Raw genomic sequence first — 21,827 nt, forward strand, 5'->3', positions numbered from 1 at the left:
CTCAAAGAAGCATCGAATTGCTCAGAATCGCTGAAAAAGGCGAGTGAAAACAGCGCGCTTCCATCGGATTCATCTTAGATAATCCTTTATTAAATAGTAAATTCCGATTTGCATTTTTAATAGGAAGAGCTAATCAATGAATAAAAAAAAGCGCCCCGCGAGGCGCTTTATTAAAAAAAACCAATTAACCTGTAAATTATTACAGCACGTGTACGGAAGCGGTATTAGTCGTGCCGCTCGGCACTAATGCGCCGGAAACCATCACCACTACGTCGCCTTTACGCGCGAGGCCGCTCTTCAGCGCCAGGTCTTTGCCCAGATGATAGAAATCATCGGTAGAGGCAATCTCTTCCACCAGCTGCGGTACCACGCCTTTGCTCAGCACCAGCTGACGAGCGGTGGTTTCGTTGGTGGTCAGCGCCAGGATGGTGGCATCCGGGAAGTATTTGCGCACAGCGCGTGCGGATTTACCGCCCTGGGTGGCGACCACGATCAGCGGCGCTTCCAGTTTCTCAGCGGTTTCTACCGCGCCGCGGCACACCGCTTCGGTGATGCGCAGTTTACGGTTGTCGTTGTTGAAGTCCAGACGGCTGGTCATCACGCGGTCGGTACGTTCGCAAATGGTCGCCATGATGGTGACCGCTTCCAGCGGGTATTTACCTTTCGCGGATTCACCGGACAGCATCACCGCATCGGTGCCGTCGAGGATGGCGTTAGCCACGTCGCCGGCTTCAGCGCGGGTCGGACGCGGGTTCTTGATCATGGAGTCCAGCATCTGGGTGGCGGTGATAACCACTTTACGCGCGCGGATACATTTTTCGATGATCATTTTCTGGGCGAAGATAACTTCTTCAACCGGGATCTCCACGCCCATGTCGCCACGCGCAACCATGATGCCGTCAGACGCTTCGAGGATTTCGTCGAAGTTGTTCAGGCCTTCCTGGTTTTCGATTTTGGAGATGATCTGGATGTTTTCGCCGCCGTGGGCTTTCAGGTGCTCACGGATCTCGACGACGTCGGAACGTTTACGGATGAAGGAGGCCGCGACGAAGTCCACGCCCTGTTCGCAACCGAAGATCAGATCCTGTTTGTCTTTCTCAGCCAGCGCCGGCAGGGCGATGGAGACGCCCGGCAGGTTAACGCCTTTGTTCTCGCCGAGGTCGCCATTGTTCAGCACTTTACAGATAACTTTGTTGCCTTCGATAGCCGTGACTTTCATACCGATCAGGCCATCGTCCACCAGGACGGTGTTGCCGACGGCGAGGTCGGAGGTGAAGCCTTCATAGGTTACCGCAACGATTTCGTTGTTGCCGATGACGGATTTATCGGTAGTGAAGGTGAAGGTCTGGCCTGCTTTCAGGGAGACGTCGTTGCCGCCTTCCAGCTTGATGGTACGAATTTCCGGCCCTTTAGTGTCCAGCAGAATAGCGGCTTTCTTACCGGTTTTGCTCATCACATTGCGCAGGTTCTGGATGCGCTGACCGTGTTCCGCATAGTCACCGTGGGAGAAGTTCAGACGCATCACATTCATGCCGGCTTCCAGCATTTTGGTCAGCATCTCTTCAGATTCGGTTTTCGGACCGATGGTGCAAACAATTTTGGTCTTTTTCATGACAGTTTTAGTCTTTAAGTTGTGAAGGATATGGAATTCTCGCTCCGCGGGCGCACTGCCGGGGAGCCAAACCTGTATTACGAAAGTTGCTAAGCCACGCCCTAAGGATAGGTGACAACCCTGAAGCGTGCAGAAGAATGTGTGCTGGCGGTTCAGCCCATGAAATGTGGCAAGGTGTTATGCGTTTTATCATGCAGTCCAATGCGCTGAAACCATTCAAGAAAGAATCGAAGCGCATTATACGCTGCCGAAATCAAAAAGGAAAATAAAAACCTCGTTTCAAATTATGGACAAAACGCGTAACAAAACCGGCACGTTATGCAAAAATCTACGCAACACACTTTTTCTTCACCGGCTATGAAAAAGAGTAAAAGAAATGGATTATTTCGCCATCATGAGCCGGTAAAATGCGTCATTGAACCTTTAAAGTGGCGATGGTTTGCGTTGTGCGGGAAATCTATCAATAATGATTTGATTGATAATGATAAAATACGAGCCAAATTCTATGGGAAATAAAGCGAAAGACGACGACCTGTACCAGGAAATGTGCCGCGTGGTGGGTAAAGTCGTGCTGGAAATGCGTGACCTGGGTCAGGAGCCGAAACACATTGTCATTGCCGGTGTGCTGCGCACCTCGTTGGCGAACCGCAAAATCCAGCGTTCGCCGCTCACCGTGGAGGCTATGGAGAAAGTCATTCATGCGCTTTCCGGGCACTGAACCCTTACGCCGGCGGGTCAGGAAATCACGAAGCGGATCACCGCCCTGACGGCAATGTCACAATGGTGAGCCACCATCGCTTCATCGTCGATGGCGGGTAGCGGATCGTCAAGATACAGGCTGCTGAAGGTGTAGAAGTTCGACACCTGATAAAAGCTGAAGCTGCTGATTAACCGGTGGACATCGCGCGCGTCGAGCCCCGCCTGAAAGACGCCCTGCTGCTGGCCGCGCAGTAAAATGTCTTCCAGTATCGACAGGGCGGTACGATTCAGCGGCTTCAGTTCACCCGAGCTTTTTAACCACTTGCCGCGCTGCATATTCTCCATGCAAATGACGCGCATATAGTCCGCATGGGTGGCGTGATAGCGCACGCTCCAGCGCACCAGCCGCACCAGCGCCTCCACCGGCGGCACATTCTCCAGCCCCAGCTGCTGCTCGGTTTCGCGGATCCGCGCATACACATGCTGCAGCACCTCCTGATAGAGCTGTTCTTTGCTTTTGAAGTAGTAAACCACCATGCGTTTGGTGGTCTGCGCCTCGGTGGCGATCTGCTCCATGCGGGCGCCTGACAGCCCGTGTTCAGCAAAGACAGCGATAGCGGCGCTGAAAATCCGCGCCTTCAGGGATTGTGCTTCATCATGGGCAACGACGGTCATGGCAACTCCTTTTTCTTGGGTGACAAAAAATACACATAATGATCACAATTTAGCAACCTAGTATGGCGCAAATGAACCAAATGATACATATTCAAGGCTTACGTCAGCTGTTGACCCGAGGACCTTATGCTGCGCTCTATCGCCACCGTTTCGATTTCCGGCACCCTGCCTGAGAAGCTGCACGCTATTGCGGCGGCGGGGTATCAGGGGGTGGAAATTTTCGAGAACGATCTGCTCTATTATACGGGGACGCCGGCGGAAATCCGCCAGCTTGCCGCCGATTTAGGGTTAAAAATCACGCTTTTTCAACCCTTTCGCGATTTTGAAGGCGCCAGTCGGGCGCAGTTTGCGGCGAATATGGCCCGCGCTCGGCGCAAGTTTGCTCTGATGCGCGAGCTGGGCTGCGAGACGCTGCTGTTGTGCAGCAATGTACAGCCGGACTGCTCGGCGGATAGCGAATTGCAGGTCGCGGACCTGCGGGCGCTGGCCACGCTGGCGGAAGAGGAGGGGATCGCTATCGGCTATGAGGCCCTGGCCTGGGGAACCCATGTGAACCGCTGGCAGCAGGCCTGGGAGCGGGTGCGGCGGGTGGACAGCCCGGCGTTGGGCCTGGTGCTCGACAGCTTCCATATTCTGGCCCGCGGCGACACGCTGGACGCGCTACCGTCGGTGCCGGTGGAGAAAATCACCTTTGTACAGCTCGCCGATGCGCCGTATATGAAAATGGATTTGCTGGAGTGGAGCCGCCACTTCCGCTGCTTTCCCGGACAGGGGGAGCTGCCGCTGGAGGCGTTTGCCGAGCAGATCACCCGCTGTGGCTACCGCGGCCCCTGGTCGCTGGAGATCTTTAATGACGGTTTTCGCGCCTCGCCGAACGGCGCGACGGCCAAAGATGGTTATCGTTCGCTGCTGTGGCTGGAGGAGCAAACCCGCCGTCGGCTCCCGACGTCCGATGCCGATCTGTTTTCACCGCCGCCGCTGCCGGTCTATCACGGGCTGGAGTTTATCGAGTTTGCCGCCAGCGCCGCCGAGGCGCAGCGCCTGGGGCAACATCTGCAGGCGCTGGGTTTTCAGCACGAGGGAAGCCACCGCTCCAGACAGGTGACGCTGTGGCGCAACGGCGGGGCGCGGATCGTCATCAACCATCAGCCGCACAGCTGGGCCGACCATTTTTATCAACGCCACGGGGTATCGCTCTGCGCGATGGCGCTGCGGGTCGAGCACAGCGCGTCGCTTGTCGCCCGCGCCCGCGCGCTGGGGTATGCCACCTGGCAGGGCGACGCCGGGCCGAACGAAACGCCGATCCCGGCGATCTGCGCCCCCGACGGCAGCCTTATCTATCTCATCGACGCCGGGGAGGCTATCTACGAGCGCGATTTTCATCTGCGTGATGGCGTGACGGTGCGCGAGGATTATCTCGGTATCGATCATCTGGCGCTGGGAATGGAGGCCGACAGCCGCGATAACTGGGTGATGTTCTTCCGTACGGTGTTTGGTTTTTCCCTTGAGCATGAGCAGACGCTGCCGGACCCGTATGGACTGGTGCGCAGCCTGGCGGTGCGCAGCCCGCAGGGCGATATCCGTCTGGCGCTGAATATTTCGCAGAGCCGGGCGACGCAGATCGCCCGCTCCGTCGCTTGCTACCAGGGGGCGGGGCTGCAGCATGCCGCCTTTGCCTGCCGCGATCTGCCGGCCGCCTGCGACCAGCTTGCCGAGGTTGCCCGCCATACGCTGCCGATCCCGGCCAATTATTATGACGATCTGCTGGCGCGCTTTGGCGGCGAGCTGGACGTCGGGCAGCTTCAGCGCCAGCAGCTCCTCTATGACCGCGATCCGCAGGGGGGAGATTTCCTGCATCTTTACACCCGGCCGTTTACCGCCGGCCGCTTTTTCTTTGAGTTAACCGAGCGCCGGGCTGGCTATGCGCTCTATGGCGCAGCGAATGCGGCCGTCCGTCTGGCGGCGATGCAGTATTGTTAGCCTGAATCAAATGGTTCATTATGCGTTAAACACAATAACAACACCCTCTGTACCCGAGACAGGAACCGACTATGAGCTCATATAGCCCTAACCCGACGGCTGCCGCCCAGCCAGCCGTCACCGTGCGCCGCTCCCGGCGGCGTATCGGCATTCTTGCGCTGTTGGCCATTGGCACCATGATCAACTATCTCGATCGCACCGTACTGGGGATCGCCGCCCCAAAGCTCACCGCTGAGCTGGGGATCGACCCGGCGATCATGGGAATCCTCTTCTCCGCCTTCGCCTGGACCTATGCTCTGGCGCAGATCCCCGGCGGACTGTTTCTCGACCGCTTTGGCAACAAAGTGACCTACTTTTTGTCACTGACCCTGTGGTCGCTGTTTACCCTGTTCCACGGCATGGCGGTGGGGCTGAAGACGCTGCTGCTGTGCCGCTTCGGGCTCGGCATTAGCGAAGCGCCGTGCTTTCCGGTCAACAGCCGGGTGGTCAGCGCCTGGTTCCCACAGCAGGAGCGGGCGAAGGCCACGGCGGTGTACACCGTGGGGGAGTATCTCGGGCTGGCCTGTTTTGCGCCGCTGCTGTTCTGGATCATGGACGGTTTCGGCTGGCGGGTGCTGTTCGTCAGCGTTGGCGCCGTCGGCATTCTGTTTGCCCTGGTGTGGTGGCGCTGCTACCGCGAACCGCATGAAGATCCGCGCCTTAGCCAGCAGGAGCGCGAGCATATCGAAAACGGCGGCGGCCTCAGCGCCCCGACCGACCAGCAGGTGGCGTTCAGCTGGCCGCTGGTCCGCCAGCTGCTGAGCAAACGGCAGATCATCGGCGCCAGTATCGGCCAGTTTGCCGGCAATACCGTGCTGGTGTTCTTTCTCACCTGGTTCCCCACCTGGCTGGCCACCGAGCGGCATATGCCCTGGCTGAAGGTCGGCTTTTTCTCCATCCTGCCGTTTGTCGCCGCCGCCGGCGGGGTGATGTTTGGCGGCTGGCTCTCCGACAAGCTGCTGAAAGCCACCGGGTCAGCCAACCTCGGTCGTAAGCTGCCGATCGTTGCCGGCCTGCTGATGGCCAGCTGCATCATCACCGCCAACTGGCTGGAGAGCGACCTGGCGGTGATCCTGGTGATGTCGTTTGCCTTTTTTGGCCAGGGGATGGTGGGTCTCGGCTGGACGCTGATCTCCGATATCGCCCCGAAGGGGCTGGGCGGTCTGACCGGCGGCCTGTTTAACTTCTGCGCCAACCTCGCGGGGATCCTCACCCCGCTGGTGATCGGCTTTATCGTTGCCGGGTTCGGCAATTTCTTCTACGCCTTGATCTACATCGGCGGCGCCGCGCTGTTGGGCGTGGTGGCCTATCTGTTTATCCTCGGCGACGTCAAACGTATCGAGTTATCGCAGTAAGCAAAGGAGCAAGGCATGGTGATTAGTGGGCATACGCGGCTGATAGCGCACCTTGGCTATCCGACCGCCAGTTTTAAGGCGCCGATGATCTACAACCCGTGGTTCGTTGACCAGCAGGTGGACGTGAAGGTGGTGCCGATGGGGGTCAGGCCGGAGGACTACGCCGCGTTTATTCCGCCGCTGTTTACGATGACCAACATCATCGGCGCGCTGGTGACGATGCCGCATAAAATCGCCACCTGCGATCTGGTGCAGCGCCTGAGCCCGACGGCGGCCATCGCTGGCGCCTGCAATGCCATCCGCCGCGAGGCTGACGGTAGCCTGAGCGGAGACATGTTCGATGGCGAGGGATTTGTGCTGGGCCTGCGTCGTAAAGGGTTTAACCCGCAGGGGACGCGGGCGCTGGTGGTTGGCAGCGGCGGGGTGGGATCGGCTATCGCCGCTTCCCTCGCGGCGGCGGGGGTCAGCGCCCTGACCCTGTACGATACCCGGCCCGAGGTGGCGCACGCCCTCGCCGGGCGGCTGCATCAGCACTATCCGCAGCTCGATATCACCCTGATGCAGCCCGATCCTGCCGGACACGAGCTGGTGGTCAATGCCACCCCGCTGGGGATGAAGGCCAGCGATCCGCTGCCGCTGGACGTTGACCGTCTGGCGCCAGGCGCCTGGGTGGGGGAAGTCGTCATGACTCAGGAGTACACCCCGCTGCTGAGGGCCGCTCAGGCACGACAGTGCCACATCCAGCGCGGGACCGACATGCTGTTTGAAATGATCCCTGCCTATCTGCGCTTTTTTGACCTACCGGTAGCCACCCCCGAGCAGCTGCGGACCCTGGCAGAAATTCGCTACTGACGCGACGGCAAACCGGGTAATATAGCGCTATATTATCCGGTTTATAGCGACCTCTTATGACAAACACCACTCTCACGCTGCTGGCGGCGGGAAGCCTGAGAAGCGCTTTCCTGCCGCTGGTGGCGCACTTTCGGCAGCACACTGGCCTGGCGGTCGATGCGCAGTTTGGCCCTGCCGGCCTGCTGCGCGAGCGGATCGAAGCCGGGTCGCCGTGCGCGGTTTTTGCTTCCGCCAACGCGGCGCACCCGCAGGCGCTGCTGCAGGCGGGTCTGGCGCAGGAATGCCAGGGATTTGCCAGCAACCAGCTGATGCTGACCGCCCGGCGGTCGCCGGATAACGATGGCCTGGACTGGCTGGCGCTGCTCAGCACGCCCCGCCTGCGGTTGGCGACCTCCACGCCGGGCTGCGATCCGTCGGGAGATTATACCTGGCAGCTGTTCGCCCGAATTGAGGCACGCTATCCAGGGTTGGGCAACGCGATGGCCGGGCGGGCGCAGCAGCTGGTCGGCGGCAGAGACTCACTGAGCGTGCCGCCGGGAGAGATAGCCGGCGCGTGGCTTATTCGCCAGAATCTGGCGGATCTGTTTATCGGCTATGCGCACTATGGCCCCGCGCTGGCCACCTGCGATGATCTGCGTACCCTGACCATCCCGGCGCCGTGGAATATTCGCTGCGATTACCAGCTGGCGCGTCTCAGGGCCGATCCCGCCGCGCTGGCCCTGTATCGCTTTATCCTCGGCGACGTTGGCCAGGGGTATCTTCGGCAGGCGGGTTTTATGCCGTTCAGCGACGCAGCGTAAACCCCGGCGCCAGCAGAGGGAACGCGGAGGCGGCATGGCGGATCAGGCGTACCGGCAGGCCGTACGCTTGCCGGAGATGCGTTTCGCTCAGTACGTCGGCGGTCTCACCCGCCAGCCACCGGCCCTCCGGCAGCAGAAGCAGCGTATGGCTGGCCACCTGTAGGGCGTGGTTGGGATCATGGGTGGTGAACAGGACGGTGCGCGCCTGGCGGTGGGCGAGATCGCCGATCAGCTGCAATACCACCTGCTGGTTACCAAGGTCCAGCGCCGAGCAGGGCTCATCCAGCAGGATATTCTGGCTGGCGCTGACCAGCGCGCGGGCAATCAACACCAGCTGCTGCTGGCCGCCGGAGAGGGCGCCGAAGTCATCTTCGGCCAGGGCGGCAATCCCCAGCTGCGCCAGCGCCTGCTCAACCCGCCGGGCATCCTCCTCGTCCGGCTGGGCAAAGAGATCCACGTGACGGGCCCGGCCCATCAGCACCACATCGCTCACGCGCCAGCGAAAAGCGGGACGAAACGACTGCGGAACCAGGGCCACGCCGCCCTCGCACTGCATCTCGCCGCCCAGCGGCGGCAACACGCCGGTCAGGGTATCCAGCAGGGTACTTTTTCCCCGGCCATTGGCGCCCAGCACCGCCCAGATCTCACCGGGCCGGCAGGCCAGCGTGAGCGGGGCGAAGAGCGGCTGACGGTGGCCGTAGCGTAGCGCTTGCAGCGATAATGAGCTGTTCATCGGGTCGTACTCCGGCGTCGGGATTGCACCAGCAACACGGTAAACAGCGGCGCCCCGAGCAGGGCGGTGATGATCCCGATCGGGATCTCCGCCTGGGTCAGCGTACGCGCCAGATCGTCCACCACCAGCATCAGCGCGGCGCCGAGCCAGAAGGCGGTGGGCAGCAGGCGACGATGGTCAGCCCCTACCAGCAGACGGGCGAGGTGCGGGACCACCAGACCCATCCAGGCGATGCTGCCGCTGACCGCCACCTGGGCTGCCACCAGCACCGCGCAGCAAACCAGCACGCCGCGACGCAGCGCGGCCACCGGAACGCCAAGACTGCGGGCATCGCGTTCCTCCAGGGCCAGCAGGTTGATACGCCAGCGCAGCTTCCACAGCGCCCCGGCAGCCACCGCCAGGGGCAGGGACATAAGCAGTACCTTATGCCAGCTGGCGGTCGCGAAGCTGCCGAGCAGCCAGAAAACGATGTTCGGTAACGTCTCTTCGCTGTCGGCGAGGTACTGCATCAGGCTGACCAGCGCGGCGAAGAAGCCGCTGAGAATGATCCCGGACAGAATCAGCCCCAGCGTGCTGTCCCGCCCCTGCAGGGCGGCGAGGGCGTAAATCAGCCCCAGCGCGACGAGGCCGAAGAAAAAGGTCGAGGCCATCATCAGCAGACTGCCGACGCCCAACAGGATCGCCAGCGTGCCGCCAAAGGCGGAGCCGGCGGTCACCCCGATGATGTGCGGGTCCACCAGCGGGTTCTGGAACACGCCCTGCAAGGTGGCGCCGCACAGCCCCAGCGCGCCCCCGGCCAGCAGGGCCATCACCACGCGTGGCAGGCGAACCGACCAGACGATCTGCCCGATCACCCCTTCACCTGGCGGCAGATGGACCAGGGTGTGGCCAACGGCGCTCAGGCTTAACGGGTACTGGCCGAAACAGAGCGAGGCGACCGCGATCCCCAGCGTCGCCAGCGCCAGGCTTCCCTGCACCAGCCAGGGCTGAGAGTTAGCGGGCATCTGGCGTCCACGCCACGCGGTAAAAACGCTGATAATAATCCCTGGCTTTACTGTCCACATCGATGCTCTGGTAGCGCGCAGGATAGAGTTTTTTCGCCATCCACAGCTCACCCAGCGCCAGGGCCTCCGGCATCGGGTAACCCCAGGCTTTGGCATACTCCGGCATCAGCCACACGCGGTGATGTTTCACCGCATCGATCGTCTGCCACTGCGGGTCGTTCTCTATCTGTTTGACCACCTGCGGATAACGGTCCTGGACGAAGATCACCTGGGGGTTCCACTCCAGCACCTGCTCCAGCGACACCTGGCGGGCGCCTTTTACGCTGGCGGCCGCCACGTTCAGCGCCCCGGCGTGCGCCATCATCAGCCCGGTGTATTTGCCAGCGCCGTAGGTATTCAGATCGGGGTTGGCCATGTACACCCGCACCCGCTGGTTCGGTGGAATATCGGCCACCGGCGCATTGGCTTGCTTGCGCGCCTCGAAGGTGTAGTGAATCAGCGCCTCGGCCTCGGGCTGGCGCTCGACCACCTCGCCGATAAGGCGGATCCCCTCCATCAGCCCGGCGTTATAGGCTTGCTCTTCGTCAGCCATGGTGGGGTTCATTTTATTTTTTTCCCCGGCGGCATCCTGGCGCAGCGAGATGGCCACTACCGGGATCCCGGCCTGTTGGATCTGCGCGATCATCGCCGGCGGTGCATAGTTGGCGACGAAAACCACCTGCGGACGCAGCGCCAGCAGGCTTTCAATATTGACCTGGGTAAGATCGCCCGGGGTCGCCAGCTGCGCGATCTTCGGCATAAAGCGGGCGAACTGCGGCCCGAGCTGTTTCTGCCAGCTGCTTAAGACGCCGACGATATCCTCGGCGGCATGCAGTTGCACCAGCAGGTTGAGCGTCTGATGCTGCAGAACCACTACGCGGGTGACGTGGTCGGGGAGGGTGACCTGGCGACCCAGCTGGTCGGTGACGGTGCGGTCGGCGAAGGCCTGGCCGGTGAACAGGCTGGCGCTGAGCAGCGTCAGGCCCAGCAGTAAGGGGTGTTTTGACATGGTGTGGCCCGAATGGCGTGAAAATTCGTTGTGTATTAAATTATATAACGAAGCCGGGCGCAATGGGCGATCGCATTTACCCTCATCACGATCAGGGCATTTCGTACCACACTTCTTCATCCTCCATGCGGGCTTCTATCTGCCTCGCCACCCTCTGCAGCGCGGGGAGATGCTTCTGCGCCGCCTGCTCAATGGTCATTGCGCTGGCGATATAGACCAGGTTCAGGCAGCCGATAACCCGCTGCTGACTGCAGACCGGCACGGCGATCGAGGCGATTTTCTCCTCCTGCCGCCAGCTGCGGAAGTTTTCGCCATAGCCGTTCTGGCGGGTGCGGGCGAGGATCGCCGCCAGCCGTTCCGGTTCGCGGGCCAACTGATACTCAGCTTCCGGACGGGCGGCCAGCATGCTGACGATGGCGTCGCGTTCCGCGTCGGGGGCAAAGGCCAGCCACGTCAGTCCGGAGGCGGTGAGCAGCAGCGGCAGCCGCCGTCCGACCATCGCGCGGTGAAACGACAGTCGGCTGAAGCGGTGGGTAGTCTCGCGCACCACCATGGCGTCGACGTCGAGGGTGGTGATGTCCGTTGGCCACTGCACCTCGCGCAGCAGCTCGCCGAGCAGCGGCGTGGCGAGGGCAGAAATCCAATGTTCGTCACGAAATCCATCGCTCAGCTGGCGGACGTTAATGGTCAACCGGAAGCTGTCATCGGAGCGGCTGCGGCGGACAAAACCCTCCTCCTGTAGCGTCTCCAGCAGCCGGCGCACGGTGGTGCGATGCAGGCCGCTAAACTCCGCCAGCAGGTCCGGTGTCGCGCCGCTGTCGAATTTATTTAACAATTTTAATAACAATAAACCCCGGCTTAATCCGCGCACCGTTTTGTACGCTGCGGACTCATCGTCACGCATAAATCCTCCATTAAAATGCTTTAAAAACAGTGTCGTGCACCTGGTGCACATTCGATGATGTTTTGATTGTAGCCGAAAACCCCCGCCCTATACTCAGCCCATTATAAAAATACGTTTACACATGATTAACAAATTGCCTGTCAGCCGGGCAGTTTCCGAGTCGTGAGGTCGCTGAGAATGACAACATCTACACCCGATATTCAACCCGCCGTGCAGCATACCGCTCAGGTCGCCATCGTTGGCGCCGGTCCGGTTGGTCTGATGATGGCCAACTACCTTGGCCAGATGGGCATCAGCGTGCTGGTGGTGGAAAAGCTCGCCACACTGATCGATTACCCGCGGGCCATCGGCATTGACGATGAATCCCTGCGGGCGATGCAGGCGGTGGGGCTGGTGAATGACGTGCTGCCGCATACCACGCCGTGGCACGCCATGCGTTTTCTCACCCCAAAAGGCCGCTGCTTTGCCGATATCCAGCCGATGACCGATGAGTTTGGCTGGTCGCGGCGCAACGCCTTCATTCAGCCGCAGGTCGATGCGGTGATGTATCACGGTCTGCAGCGTTTCCCGCAGGTCCGCTGCCTCTTCTCCCGCGAAGTGGAAGCCTTTAGCCAGACCGGTGACAGTGTCACGTTAAATCTTAAAGGACCGGACGGCGAACGGGAGACGGTGCGCGCGGACTGGCTGGTGGCCTGCGACGGCGGCGCCAGCTTTATTCGTCGTACGCTGAACATCCCCTTCGAAGGTAAGACCGCGCCGAATCAGTGGATCGTCATCGATATCGCTAACGACCCGCTGGCCACTCCGCACGTTTATCTGTGCTGCGACCCGGTGCGACCCTACGTTTCCGCCGCGCTGCCCCACGGCGTGCGCCGCTTTGAATTTATGGTGATGCCCGGAGAAACCGAAGCTCAGCTCAGCGAGCCGCACAATATGCGCCGTCTGCTGAGCAAAGTGCTGCCGGACCCGGACCGCGTCGAGCTGATCCGCCAGCGGGTCTATACGCATAACGCCCGCCTTGCCGAGCGCTTTCGCATTAACCGGGTGCTGCTGGCCGGCGATGCGGCGCACATCATGCCGGTCTGGCAGGGGCAGGGATACAACAGCGGCATGCGCGACGCCTTCAACCTGGCGTGGAAGCTGGCGCTGGTGGTCAACGGTAAAGCGGGAGAGGCGCTGCTCGACAGCTACCAGCAGGAGCGCCGCGACCACGCGAAAGCGATGATTGATCTGTCGGTCACCGCCGGCCACGTGCTGGCGCCGCCGAAGCGCTGGCAGGGGGCCGTGCGCGACGGTCTCTCCTGGCTGCTGAATTACCTGCCGCCGGTGAAACGCTACTTCCTCGAGATGCGCTTTAAGCCGATGCCGCAGTACCGCGAGGGGGCGCTGCTGACCGACGGCGCCGGCAAGACCTCGCCGGTGGGCAAAATGTTTATTCAACCGCAGGTGACGCTGGAGAGCGGCGAGAGCGTGCTGCTCGACGAGGTTATCGGGGCGAATTTCGCCATTATCGGCTGGGGCTGCAACCCGCAGTGGGGGCTCGACGCCGGGCAGATCGCCCGCTGGCGCGCGATTGGCGTGCGCTTTATCCAGGTGGTGCCGGAGGTGCAGATCCACCGCGAGCAGGATAACGCCCCCGGCACGCTGCGGGTGGGCGACAGGCAAAATCGCCTGAAGAGCTGGTTTGCTCAGCATAACACCGCCATCGCCGTGGTCAGACCGGACCGCTTTGTCGCCGCTCTCGCCATCCCGCAGACCCTCGGCGCGCAGCTGACCGCCCTGGCGGAAAAAATGACCCTCGCAATCGAGGAAGCTGCCCACGCAGAAGAGAAGGTGGCCTGATATGCATGCCTATTTGCACTGTCTCTCCCACACTCCGCTGGTGGGATTCGTGGACCCGGAGCAGGCGGTCCTCGATGAAGTGAACGGGGTGATTGCCGACGCCCGGCGGCGGATCGCTGAATTCAATCCAGAGCTGGTGGTGCTCTTCGCCCCCGATCACTACAACGGTTTTTTCTATGACGTGATGCCGCCGTTCTGCCTCGGGGTCGGCGCCACCGCGATTGGCGACTTCGCCAGCGCCGCCGGCGACCTGCCGGTGCCCGCCGAGCTGGCGGAAGCCTGCGCCCACGCGGTCATCAACAGCGGTATCGACCTGGCGGTGTCGTACAACATGCAGGTGGACCATGGCTTCGCCCAGCCGCTGGAGTTTCTGCTGGGTGGCCTGGACCACGTGCCGGTGCTGCCGGTGTTTATTAACGGCGTCGCCGCGCCGCTGCCGGGTTTTCAACGCACCCGGCTGCTGGGCGAGGCGATGGGCCGCTTTCTCAATACCCTCAATAAGCGGGTGCTGATCCTCGGCTCGGGCGGACTCTCGCACCAGCCGCCGGTGCCGGAGCTGGCGAAGGCCGACGCCCATCTGCGCGATCGCCTGCTCGGCGGCGGAAAACAGCTGCCGCCGGACGAACGCGAACGGCGCCAGCAGCGGGTGATCAATGCCGCCCGACGGTTTACCGAAGACCCGCACTCGCTCCATCCCCTCAACCCGGTCTGGGACAACCGCTTTATGAGCCTGCTGGAGCAGGGGCGGCTGAGCGAACTGGACGCGATCGGCAATGACGAGCTGTCGGCGATGGCCGGCAAATCGACGCACGAAATTAAGACCTGGGTGGCCGCTTTTGCCGCGCTATCCGCTTTTGGCCGCTGGCGCAGTGAAGGCCGCTATTACCGGCCGATCCCCGAGTGGATCGCCGGATTCGGCTCGCTGAGCGCCACCACCGAGATTTGATTAACCGGGAGACTAACATGAGCTATCAACCGCAAACCGAAGCCGCCACCAGCCGATTCCTCAATGTCGACGAGGGGGGCCGCACGCTGCGTATCCATATCAATGACTGCGGCGACGGGAAAGAGACCGTGGTCATGCTGCACGGCTCCGGGCCGGGGGCCACCGGCTGGGCCAACTTCAGCCGCAATATTGACCCGCTGGTCGAGGCGGGCTATCGCGTGCTGCTCCTCGACTGTCCGGGATGGGGCAAAAGCGATGCTATCGTCAACAGCGGCTCGCGTTCGGACCTCAACGCCCGCATTCTGAAAAGCGTGGTCGATCAGCTGGGGATCGATAAAGTCCATCTGCTGGGCAACTCGATGGGCGGCCATAGCGCGGTGGCCTTCACCCTGAGCTGGCCGGAGCGGGTGGCTAAGCTGGTGCTGATGGGCGGGGGGACCGGCGGCATGAGCCTGTTCACGCCGATGCCGACCGAGGGCATCAAGTTGCTGAACGCCCTGTACCGCGAGCCGACCATTGAAAACCTCAAAAAGATGATGAGCATCTTCGTCTTCGACACCCGCGACCTCACCGAGGCGCTGTTCGAGGCGCGTCTCAACAATATGCTGTCGCGCCGCGACCATCTGGACAACTTCGTCAAGAGCCTCGAAGCCAACCCGAAGCAGTTTCCTGACTTTGGCCCGCGGCTGGGCGAAATCAGCGCGCCAACTCTGATCGTCTGGGGACGCAATGACCGCTTCGTGCCGATGGACGCCGGGTTGCGCCTGCTCGCCGGGATCGCCGGTTCGGAACTGCATATTTACCGCGACTGCGGCCACTGGGCGCAGTGGGAACATGCCGACAGTTTTAATCAGCTGGTGCTCAATTTCCTCGCACGGGCTTAAGGAGTAAATGATGACTTTTTCTCTTGACGCGCTGGCCCGGCAGCTCCGCGACGCGGAACAGAGCGGCCAGGCGATCGCCCCGCTGCGCGATATTCTCGGCGTCGACAATGCCGACGCCGCCTATGCCATCCAGCGTCTGAACGTCCAGCACCACGTGGCCCATGGCCGGCGGGTGGTGGGCCGCAAGGTGGGCCTGACCCATCCCAAAGTGCAGCAGCAGCTGGGCGTCAATCAGCCGGACTTCGGCACCCTGTTTGCCGACATGTGCTACGGCGACAACGCCGAGGTGCCGTTTGGCCGCGTGCTGCAGCCCAAGGTGGAGGCCGAGATCGCCCTGGTGCTGAAGCAGGATCTGCCGCATGCCGATACCACTTTTGATGAACTGTATAACGCCATCGAATGGGTATTGCCGGCGCTGGAGGTGGTGGGCAGCCGCATTCGCGACTGGTCAATCGGCTTTGTCGACACCGTCGCCGATAACGCCTCCTGCGGCCTGTACGTCATTGGCGGCCCGGCGCAGCGCCCGGCGGGACTGGATCTGAAGCAGTGCGCCATGCACATGACCCGCAACCAGGAGCTGGTCTCCAGCGGCCGCGGCAGCGAGTGTCTGGGGCATCCGCTGAACGCCGCAGTCTGGCTGGCGCGCAAGCTGGCGAGTCTCGGCGAACCGCTGCGGGCCGGGGATATCGTGCTGACCGGGGCGTTAGGCCCGATGGTGACGATTAACGAGGGGGACAGCTTTGCCGCCCATATCGAAGGTATTGGCTCAGTCGCGGCACGCTTCGTTGCCGCCGGAGAAGGAGATCGTGATGCGTAAACGTAAAGTCGCCATTATCGGCTCCGGGAATATCGGCACCGATTTAATGATTAAAATCCTGCGCCACGGCCAGCATCTGGAGATGGCGGTGATGGTCGGCATCGACCCGCAGTCGGATGGCCTGGCCCGCGCCCGGCGCCTGGGCGTTGCGACCACTCACGAAGGGGTGGGCGGCCTGATGCAGATGGCGGAATTTGCCGACATCGATTTTGTTTTTGACGCCACCAGCGCCGGGGCGCACATCAAAAACGATGCCGCGCTGCGCGAAGCGAAGCCGGGGATCCGCGTTATCGATCTGACGCCGGCGGCGATTGGCCCGTACTGCGTGCCGGTGGTCAACCTCGCGGCCAACCTCCACCAGGGCAACGTCAATATGGTGACCTGCGGCGGGCAGGCGACCATCCCGATGGTCGCCGCGGTCTCGCGAGTGGCGAAGGTGCATTACGCGGAGATTGTGGCCTCGATCGCCAGCCAATCCGCCGGGCCGGGCACGCGGGCCAATATTGACGAATTCACCGAAACCACCTCGCAGGCGATTGAAAAAGTCGGCGGGGCGGGTAAGGGCAAAGCGATTATTGTACTGAACCCGGCGGAGCCGCCGCTGATGATGCGCGATACCGTCTACGTCCTGAGCGAGCTGGCGTCGCAGGAGGCGATTGCCGCCTCGATCGCCGAAATGGCGGCAGCGGTGCAGGCTTACGTCCCGGGCTACCGGCTGAAGCAGCAGGTGCAGTTTGAGGTTATCCCCGAGGATAAGCCGGTCAACCTGCCCGGCGTCGGCTGTTTTTCCGGCCTGAAAACCGCGGTGTACCTCGAAGTGGAAGGGGCGGCGCACTATCTGCCAGCGTACGCGGGCAACCTCGATATTATGACCTCGGCGGCGCTGGCGACGGCGGAGCAAATGGCCGGGGCAATGCACAGCGCGGCGGGAGCGACAGCATGAACGGTAAAAAACTTTATATCTCGGACGTGACGCTGCGCGATGGTATGCACGCTATTCGTCACCAGTATTCCCTGGCGCAGGTGCAGCAGATCGCCAGCGCGCTGGATAAGGCCGGGGTCGACTCCATCGAAGTGGCCCATGGCGATGGCCTGCAGGGATCCAGCTTCAACTATGGCTTTGGCGCCCACAGCGACATCGCCTGGATTGAAGCGGCAGCGGATGTCGTGAGCCAGGCGAAAATCGCCACCTTACTGCTGCCGGGCATCGGCACGCTGCACGATCTGAAAGCGGCGTATCAGGCCGGGGCGCGGGTGGTGCGGGTCGCCACCCACTGCAGCGAAGCGGACGTCGCCGCGCAGCATATTGCCTTTGCCCGCGAGCTGGGGATGGACTCCGTCGGTTTTCTGATGATGAGCCATATGATCTCCCCGCAGGCGCTGGCGCAGCAGGCGCTGAAGATGGAATCTTATGGCGCGACCTGTATCTATGTGGTGGATTCCGGCGGGGCGATGAACATGAACGACATTCGCGACCGCTTCCGCGCCCTGAAGGCGGTGCTGAAGCCGGAGACCGCCACCGGGATGCATGCCCATCATAATCTGAGCCTCGGGGTGGCGAACTCGATCGTCGCGGTGGAAGAGGGGTGCGATCGCATTGACGCCAGCCTGGCCGGGATGGGGGCGGGGGCGGGCAATGCGCCGCTGGAGGTGTTTATTGCCGCCGCCGACAAGCTCGGCTGGCAGCATGGCACCGATCTCTACGCCCTGATGAACGCGGCCGATGAGCTGGTGCGGCCGCTGCAGGATCGCCCGGTGCGTGTCGACCGCGAAACGCTGGCGCTGGGCTACGCCGGAGTCTACTCCAGCTTCCTGCGCCACAGCGAAGCGGCGGCCAAGCGCTATGGCCTCAGCGCGGTGGATATTCTCGTCGAGCTGGGCAAGCGGCGGATGGTCGGCGGCCAGGAGGATATGATCGTCGACGTCGCGCTGGATCTGCTTAACCGTAATAAATAACTAAGAACGTGCGGCTGACAAAGCATCAGCCGCCAGTCACCTGCTCCGTTTGTTCGGCTATCGCCAAGGTACCCTATGACCAAGATAACGACTGCAACCCACTCGCGCCTGGTGGTCACCATCGGGCTCTGTTTTATGGTGGCCCTGATGGAAGGGCTGGATCTGCAGGCGGCGGGGATCGCCGCCGTCGGCATGGCGCAGGCCTTTGCGCTGGATAAAATGCAGATGGGCTGGATCTTCAGCGCCGGGATCCTCGGCCTGCTGCCCGGCGCGCTGGTGGGCGGCATGCTGGCGGACCGCCACGGGCGTAAGCGCATTCTGTTGGGGTCGGTGCTGCTGTTTGGCCTGTTCTCGCTGGCCACCGCGCTGGCATGGAGCTTCCCGACGCTGCTGCTGGCGCGCCTGCTCACCGGCGTCGGGCTCGGGGCGGCATTGCCGAACCTGATTGCCTTAACCTCGGAAGCCGCTGGCTCACGTTTCCGCGGCCGGGCGGTAAGCCTGATGTACTGCGGCGTACCCATTGGCGCCGCGCTGGCGGCAGCGCTGGGCTTTTCCGGTCTCGCCGCGGCCTGGCAGACTATTTTCTGTCCCGCTGCTGCTGATCCCGTTGCTGATGCGCTGGCTGCCGGAGTCGCAGGCGTTTCAGCGCGCGGAGGCCAGCGTGCCGCTGCGCACCCTGTTTGCCCCGGGCCAGGCCGCCGCTACGCTGCTGCTGTGGCTGGGTTATTTTTTCACCCTGCTGGTGGTCTATATGCTGATCAACTGGCTGCCGATGCTGCTGGTGGGCCAGGGATTCCGCGCCAGCCAGGCGGCGGGGGTGATGTTCTCTCTGCAGATCGGCGCCGCCTGCGGCACGCTGCTGCTGGGGGCGCTAATGGATAAGCTCACCCCGCTGCGGATGTCGCTCCTGATCTACAGCGGCATTCTGGCGTCGCTGTTGGCGCTGGGCAGCGCGTCGTCGCTGACTGGCATGCTGCTGGCGGGGTTTGTCGCCGGGCTGTTCGCCACCGGCGGGCAAAGTGTGCTTTACGCTCTGGCGCCGCTTTTTTATCCCGCGGCCATCCGCGCCACCGGGGTGGGCACCGCCGTGGCGGTGGGGCGTCTTGGGGCGATGAGCGGCCCGCTGCTGGCCGGCAAGATGCTGGCCCTCGGCACCGGCACCGTCGGGGTGATGGCGGCCTCGGCGCCGGGCATTGTGCTGGCCGGCGTGGCGGTGTTCTGGCTGATGCATCGCCAGCAGCGCGCGGCCATGGTCTGATATGCATCCGGCGGTCTGGTAAAAAAATGCCGGGCCGCCGCCTTGCCTGTCCGCGTCCCCTGGCCTAAGGTAAGACATCATTCCCTGACGCTTATCGTCCCTATGGCTTACACCTCCCGTTTGCTCAATGCGATCCCTGGCATCCGCCACGCTTTTCTCGATGTCCATGAAACCGCCGCCTTTCCCTATGCCGAGCTGGCTCCGGTGAAGCTGGTGCATGGTAATGAAGTTCATCATTATCAGCAGCCGCTGCCGACGCGCCCGCACGCCGACGCGGTGTTTACCGCGGTAGCCGGGCAAAAGGTGGGGGTGGTGACCGCCGACTGTCTGCCGCTGCTGATCGCCTCGCGCGACGGTCGCTACGTCTGCAGCGTGCATGCCGGCTGGCAGGGGCTGGTCAGCGGTATTGTCGACAACAGTCTGGCCTGTTTTCGCCAGCAGGGGGTGGCATTGGCCGATCTGGTCATCGCCGTGGGGCCGCATATTCACCCCTGCTGTTACGAAGTCTCCGCCGGATTCTATCAGCAACTGCTGGACCAGCCCGGCGGTGACCGGGTGGCCCGCCATCGCCAGCGGCTGTTCCATTCCCGTTCGGACCCGGTCAGCGATCCGCTCAAAGCCGCCGCACGCGGCAGCGATAATCTGTGGTTTGATCTGCGCGCCTTTGCCGAAGCGATCTTCGCAGAGGCGGGGGTGGCGCCGGCGAGCGTTGAATGGCTGGGGAGTTGTACCTACTGCACCCCGCAGTCGCTGGGCTCCTACCGGCGCCGGACCCATTTTCCGGCGCCGAAGAGCTTTCAGTATTCGTGGATCATGCGCGAGGCCTGAGGCGGGCTCGCGCTAGAGCACCCGAAAACCGTGGGTGCCGTCGCGGGCCAGCTGATCCACCAGGCCATACTCCCACTCCAGATAGGCCTGCATGGCCTCGGCGGAATTATCGGTTCCTTCGTACGGACGACGATAGCGGTCACGGCGCTCGACGGCGAGGCCGCTGTCGCCATGCGCCAGCGGCAGACCGGCGGCGATCCACGCCAGCGTCCCGCCGGTAAGCAACTGCACCGGTTTACCGGTCAAGGCCGCCACCTCCGGCACCGCGTAGCGGGCCAGCAGACTGCTGCCGCAGGTCACCACGTAACGTTGGGCGGGAGGGATTGCTTCCAGGGCCTGGCGCAGCTGCGAGCGCGTTAGCCACCACGCGCCGGGGATATGGCGAGCGACAAAGTTGGCGCTGGTGGTAAAATCGAGCACCACCGTACCGGGTTCTTCCAGCTGTTGCGCCAGCTGCGCCGGGCTTATCTCCTCCGCCTGCGGGCCGGGCGGCACCTCGGCGGCTGGCACCCCGCGTTCGCTCAACTGGCTGGTCGACAGCGCGCTCAGTCGCGCCGTCTCCCAGCCCATCTGCGCCAGCCACGAGCCGGTTATCGCCGCCCGGATGCCATCGTCATCCAGCAGCACAATGCGCGCCCCTCGTACGCTGGCGAAGTGGTCGGTCTCCTGCACCAGCTGGCCGCCTGGCGCGCTCAGGCTGCCGGGATAGTGACCCGCCGCGTACTCTTCGGGGCTGCGGACATCAAACAGGAAGGTGGTGCGGTCGCTCTGCTGCAGCCAGCGTTGCAGCGTGGCCTCATCGATGACCGCCACCCCGGCCCGTTCGGCAAAATGCGCCACCTCAGCGGCCCGGGCGCCGGAGGCGCGGGCGGAGGGATCGTATTGCCGCTGTTGCTGGTGCGCCAGCGTCTGGCCGGCCAGCGTCCAGCCGATAGTGCCATTGCGCAGGGCATGGACCGGGTTTGGCACGCCGGCGTTGATCAGCGACTGGGTGCCGATGATGCTGCGGGTGCGTCCGGCGCAGTTGACGATAACCGGCGTCTGCGGGGAGGGCGTCAGGCTCTCCACCCGCAGGGCCAGCTCGCCGCCGGGCACGCTGATGCTGCCGGGGATGCTCATGGTCTGGTACTCATCGAAGCGCCGGGCGTCGACGATCACCACCTCCTGCCGGCTGTCGATGAGCGCCTGAACCTCCTGGGCGCTGAGCGACGGTGTGTGACGCACGCTTTCCACCAGCTCGCCAAAGGCTTTACTGGCGGAGTTGACGTCCTGAAACAGCTCGCCGCCGCTGCGGCGCCAGCCGGCGAGACCCTCGGCCAGCAGGGCCACATCCTGATAGCCCCAGGACCGCAGCCGTTCGACGGCGATCTCCGCCAGACCCTCGCCGTTGTCGTAGACGGTGAGCGGGGTGGTGAAGCGCGGTATCCGCCGGCGGACCTCGAGCTCCAGTTTGCTGAGCGGCAGATTGACGGCAAACAGCGGATGAGCGGTGGCGAAATCGGCCTCTTCACGGACGTCGATCAGCGCCAGTTCACGACGGTCGAGCAGCGCCTGGCGGATCCCGGCGGCCTGGCGATAAGCGTAGGTGGACATAG

21 protein-coding genes and 1 pseudogene are annotated in these 21,827 nt (G+C 62.7%); 15 read left to right on the top strand and 7 right to left on the bottom strand.

Going from position 1 to position 21,827, the window contains the following annotated elements:
* Positions 1-199 precede the first annotated feature (199 nt).
* Complete coding sequence (pykF, locus tag KHQ26_RS01255) at positions 200-1,612, bottom strand: pyruvate kinase PykF (protein WP_020803578.1); 1,413 nt, start codon at positions 1,610-1,612, stop codon at positions 200-202.
* Between the two features lie 137 nt (positions 1,613-1,749).
* Here pykF and KHQ26_RS01260 point away from each other — a divergent pair, with 137 nt between their 5' ends.
* From KHQ26_RS01260 to fumD, 3 genes are all read left to right on the top strand, one after another.
* Positions 1,750-1,881 (top strand): hypothetical protein, encoded by a 132-nt coding sequence (locus KHQ26_RS01260; protein ID WP_004217210.1) that lies wholly within the window; start codon positions 1,750-1,752, stop codon positions 1,879-1,881.
* An 88-nt stretch (positions 1,882-1,969) separates the two neighbouring features.
* A complete protein-coding gene (locus KHQ26_RS01265) occupies positions 1,970-2,128 on the top strand; it encodes a hypothetical protein (RefSeq protein WP_014343172.1) in 159 nt (52 codons plus the stop codon).
* Positions 2,118-2,330 (top strand): fumarate hydratase FumD, encoded by a 213-nt coding sequence (gene fumD / locus KHQ26_RS01270; RefSeq protein ID WP_004180357.1) that lies wholly within the window; start codon positions 2,118-2,120, stop codon positions 2,328-2,330. The genes KHQ26_RS01265 and fumD overlap by 11 nt, the downstream gene beginning before the upstream one ends.
* A gap of 17 nt (positions 2,331-2,347) precedes the next feature.
* On the opposite strand, the gene KHQ26_RS01275 is transcribed toward fumD, so the two are convergent.
* Positions 2,348-2,986, bottom strand: coding sequence for a TetR family transcriptional regulator (locus KHQ26_RS01275; RefSeq protein WP_002908844.1), 639 nt, complete (start codon positions 2,984-2,986; stop codon positions 2,348-2,350).
* A 126-nt stretch (positions 2,987-3,112) separates the two neighbouring features.
* Here KHQ26_RS01275 and KHQ26_RS01280 point away from each other — a divergent pair, with 126 nt between their 5' ends.
* The 4 genes from KHQ26_RS01280 to KHQ26_RS01295 all read left to right on the top strand — a co-directional run bounded on the left by KHQ26_RS01280 (position 3,113) and on the right by KHQ26_RS01295 (position 8,012).
* Complete coding sequence (locus KHQ26_RS01280; RefSeq protein WP_020803574.1) at positions 3,113-4,966, top strand: bifunctional sugar phosphate isomerase/epimerase/4-hydroxyphenylpyruvate dioxygenase family protein; 1,854 nt, start codon at positions 3,113-3,115, stop codon at positions 4,964-4,966.
* Between the two features lie 71 nt (positions 4,967-5,037).
* Positions 5,038-6,360 carry an MFS transporter gene (locus tag KHQ26_RS01285; protein WP_004148701.1) on the top strand — a complete coding sequence of 441 codons (1,323 nt, stop codon included), beginning with the start codon at positions 5,038-5,040 and terminating at the stop codon, positions 6,358-6,360.
* A gap of 15 nt (positions 6,361-6,375) precedes the next feature.
* Complete coding sequence (locus tag KHQ26_RS01290) at positions 6,376-7,212, top strand: shikimate dehydrogenase family protein (RefSeq protein WP_004189497.1); 837 nt, start codon at positions 6,376-6,378, stop codon at positions 7,210-7,212.
* A 56-nt stretch (positions 7,213-7,268) separates the two neighbouring features.
* Positions 7,269-8,012: a substrate-binding domain-containing protein gene (locus KHQ26_RS01295; protein WP_020803576.1), complete on the top strand. Its 744-nt coding sequence runs from the start codon at positions 7,269-7,271 to the stop codon at positions 8,010-8,012.
* Here the strand turns inward: KHQ26_RS01295 and KHQ26_RS01300 are convergent.
* From KHQ26_RS01300 to KHQ26_RS01315, 4 genes are all read right to left on the bottom strand, one after another.
* A complete protein-coding gene (locus KHQ26_RS01300; protein ID WP_004151841.1) occupies positions 7,996-8,745 on the bottom strand; it encodes an ABC transporter ATP-binding protein in 750 nt (249 codons plus the stop codon). The two genes, KHQ26_RS01295 and KHQ26_RS01300, sit on opposite strands and share 17 nt — an antisense overlap.
* Entirely contained in the window at positions 8,742-9,749 is a 1,008-nt protein-coding gene (locus KHQ26_RS01305; protein WP_016947520.1) for a FecCD family ABC transporter permease, read from the bottom strand. Before KHQ26_RS01305 ends, KHQ26_RS01300 begins: the two co-directional genes overlap by 4 nt.
* On the bottom strand, positions 9,739-10,797 hold the full coding sequence (locus KHQ26_RS01310; RefSeq protein WP_020803580.1) for an ABC transporter substrate-binding protein: 1,059 nt from the start codon (positions 10,795-10,797) through the stop codon (positions 9,739-9,741). The genes KHQ26_RS01305 and KHQ26_RS01310 overlap by 11 nt, the downstream gene beginning before the upstream one ends.
* 91 nt (positions 10,798-10,888) lie before the next feature.
* Positions 10,889-11,701 carry a DNA-binding transcriptional regulator gene (locus KHQ26_RS01315; protein WP_020803586.1) on the bottom strand — a complete coding sequence of 271 codons (813 nt, stop codon included), beginning with the start codon at positions 11,699-11,701 and terminating at the stop codon, positions 10,889-10,891.
* A 177-nt stretch (positions 11,702-11,878) separates the two neighbouring features.
* Here KHQ26_RS01315 and KHQ26_RS01320 point away from each other — a divergent pair, with 177 nt between their 5' ends.
* The 8 genes and pseudogenes from KHQ26_RS01320 to KHQ26_RS01355 all read left to right on the top strand — a co-directional run bounded on the left by KHQ26_RS01320 (position 11,879) and on the right by KHQ26_RS01355 (position 20,232).
* Positions 11,879-13,543 (top strand): bifunctional 3-(3-hydroxy-phenyl)propionate/3-hydroxycinnamic acid hydroxylase, encoded by a 1,665-nt coding sequence (locus KHQ26_RS01320; protein WP_020803583.1) that lies wholly within the window; start codon positions 11,879-11,881, stop codon positions 13,541-13,543.
* Between the two features lies 1 nt (position 13,544).
* Entirely contained in the window at positions 13,545-14,489 is a 945-nt protein-coding gene (mhpB, locus tag KHQ26_RS01325) for a 2,3-dihydroxyphenylpropionate/2,3-dihydroxicinnamic acid 1,2-dioxygenase (RefSeq protein WP_020803585.1), read from the top strand.
* A 17-nt stretch (positions 14,490-14,506) separates the two neighbouring features.
* Complete coding sequence (gene mhpC / locus KHQ26_RS01330; protein ID WP_004151837.1) at positions 14,507-15,373, top strand: 2-hydroxy-6-oxonona-2,4-dienedioate hydrolase; 867 nt, start codon at positions 14,507-14,509, stop codon at positions 15,371-15,373.
* A 10-nt stretch (positions 15,374-15,383) separates the two neighbouring features.
* Positions 15,384-16,190 carry a 2-keto-4-pentenoate hydratase gene (gene mhpD, locus KHQ26_RS01335; protein ID WP_004215152.1) on the top strand — a complete coding sequence of 269 codons (807 nt, stop codon included), beginning with the start codon at positions 15,384-15,386 and terminating at the stop codon, positions 16,188-16,190.
* Positions 16,183-17,133: an acetaldehyde dehydrogenase gene (gene mhpF, locus KHQ26_RS01340; RefSeq protein ID WP_004215154.1), complete on the top strand. Its 951-nt coding sequence runs from the start codon at positions 16,183-16,185 to the stop codon at positions 17,131-17,133. Before mhpD ends, mhpF begins: the two co-directional genes overlap by 8 nt.
* Complete coding sequence (mhpE, locus tag KHQ26_RS01345; RefSeq protein WP_020803590.1) at positions 17,130-18,146, top strand: 4-hydroxy-2-oxovalerate aldolase; 1,017 nt, start codon at positions 17,130-17,132, stop codon at positions 18,144-18,146. The genes mhpF and mhpE overlap by 4 nt, the downstream gene beginning before the upstream one ends.
* 75 nt (positions 18,147-18,221) lie before the next feature.
* Positions 18,222-19,404 (top strand): annotated as a pseudogene (mhpT, locus tag KHQ26_RS01350) (3-(3-hydroxy-phenyl)propionate transporter MhpT).
* 102 nt (positions 19,405-19,506) lie between these two features.
* Positions 19,507-20,232 (top strand): polyphenol oxidase family protein, encoded by a 726-nt coding sequence (locus KHQ26_RS01355; protein WP_014907420.1) that lies wholly within the window; start codon positions 19,507-19,509, stop codon positions 20,230-20,232.
* A gap of 12 nt (positions 20,233-20,244) precedes the next feature.
* Here the strand turns inward: KHQ26_RS01355 and KHQ26_RS01360 are convergent, their stop codons facing one another.
* Entirely contained in the window at positions 20,245-21,825 is a 1,581-nt protein-coding gene (locus KHQ26_RS01360) for a rhodanese homology domain-containing protein (protein ID WP_020803584.1), read from the bottom strand.
* Positions 21,826-21,827 lie beyond the last annotated feature (2 nt).

It is taken from the genome of Klebsiella sp. 10 (assembly GCF_018223925.1).
In the GTDB taxonomy this organism is placed as follows: domain Bacteria; phylum Pseudomonadota; class Gammaproteobacteria; order Enterobacterales; family Enterobacteriaceae; genus Klebsiella; species Klebsiella pneumoniae.

Coding starts and splice junctions, on each gene's coding strand:
- KHQ26_RS01275 (WP_002908844.1), bottom strand. CDS start 2,986: ATGACCGTCGTTGCCCATGATGAAGCACAATCCCTGAAGGCGCGGATT.
- KHQ26_RS01280 (WP_020803574.1), top strand. CDS start 3,113: ATGCTGCGCTCTATCGCCACCGTTTCGATTTCCGGCACCCTGCCTGAG.
- KHQ26_RS01360 (WP_020803584.1), bottom strand. CDS start 21,825: ATGTCCACCTACGCTTATCGCCAGGCCGCCGGGATCCGCCAGGCGCTG.
- KHQ26_RS01320 (WP_020803583.1), top strand. CDS start 11,879: ATGACAACATCTACACCCGATATTCAACCCGCCGTGCAGCATACCGCT.
- mhpF (WP_004215154.1), top strand. CDS start 16,183: ATGCGTAAACGTAAAGTCGCCATTATCGGCTCCGGGAATATCGGCACC.
- KHQ26_RS01315 (WP_020803586.1), bottom strand. CDS start 11,701: ATGCGTGACGATGAGTCCGCAGCGTACAAAACGGTGCGCGGATTAAGC.
- mhpE (WP_020803590.1), top strand. CDS start 17,130: ATGAACGGTAAAAAACTTTATATCTCGGACGTGACGCTGCGCGATGGT.
- mhpC (WP_004151837.1), top strand. CDS start 14,507: ATGAGCTATCAACCGCAAACCGAAGCCGCCACCAGCCGATTCCTCAAT.
- fumD (WP_004180357.1), top strand. CDS start 2,118: ATGGGAAATAAAGCGAAAGACGACGACCTGTACCAGGAAATGTGCCGC.
- mhpD (WP_004215152.1), top strand. CDS start 15,384: ATGACTTTTTCTCTTGACGCGCTGGCCCGGCAGCTCCGCGACGCGGAA.
- KHQ26_RS01260 (WP_004217210.1), top strand. CDS start 1,750: ATGTGTGCTGGCGGTTCAGCCCATGAAATGTGGCAAGGTGTTATGCGT.
- KHQ26_RS01265 (WP_014343172.1), top strand. CDS start 1,970: ATGAAAAAGAGTAAAAGAAATGGATTATTTCGCCATCATGAGCCGGTA.
- KHQ26_RS01300 (WP_004151841.1), bottom strand. CDS start 8,745: ATGAACAGCTCATTATCGCTGCAAGCGCTACGCTACGGCCACCGTCAG.
- pykF (WP_020803578.1), bottom strand. CDS start 1,612: ATGAAAAAGACCAAAATTGTTTGCACCATCGGTCCGAAAACCGAATCT.
- KHQ26_RS01305 (WP_016947520.1), bottom strand. CDS start 9,749: ATGCCCGCTAACTCTCAGCCCTGGCTGGTGCAGGGAAGCCTGGCGCTG.
- KHQ26_RS01285 (WP_004148701.1), top strand. CDS start 5,038: ATGAGCTCATATAGCCCTAACCCGACGGCTGCCGCCCAGCCAGCCGTC.
- KHQ26_RS01355 (WP_014907420.1), top strand. CDS start 19,507: ATGGCTTACACCTCCCGTTTGCTCAATGCGATCCCTGGCATCCGCCAC.
- KHQ26_RS01295 (WP_020803576.1), top strand. CDS start 7,269: ATGACAAACACCACTCTCACGCTGCTGGCGGCGGGAAGCCTGAGAAGC.
- KHQ26_RS01310 (WP_020803580.1), bottom strand. CDS start 10,797: ATGTCAAAACACCCCTTACTGCTGGGCCTGACGCTGCTCAGCGCCAGC.
- mhpB (WP_020803585.1), top strand. CDS start 13,545: ATGCATGCCTATTTGCACTGTCTCTCCCACACTCCGCTGGTGGGATTC.
- KHQ26_RS01290 (WP_004189497.1), top strand. CDS start 6,376: ATGGTGATTAGTGGGCATACGCGGCTGATAGCGCACCTTGGCTATCCG.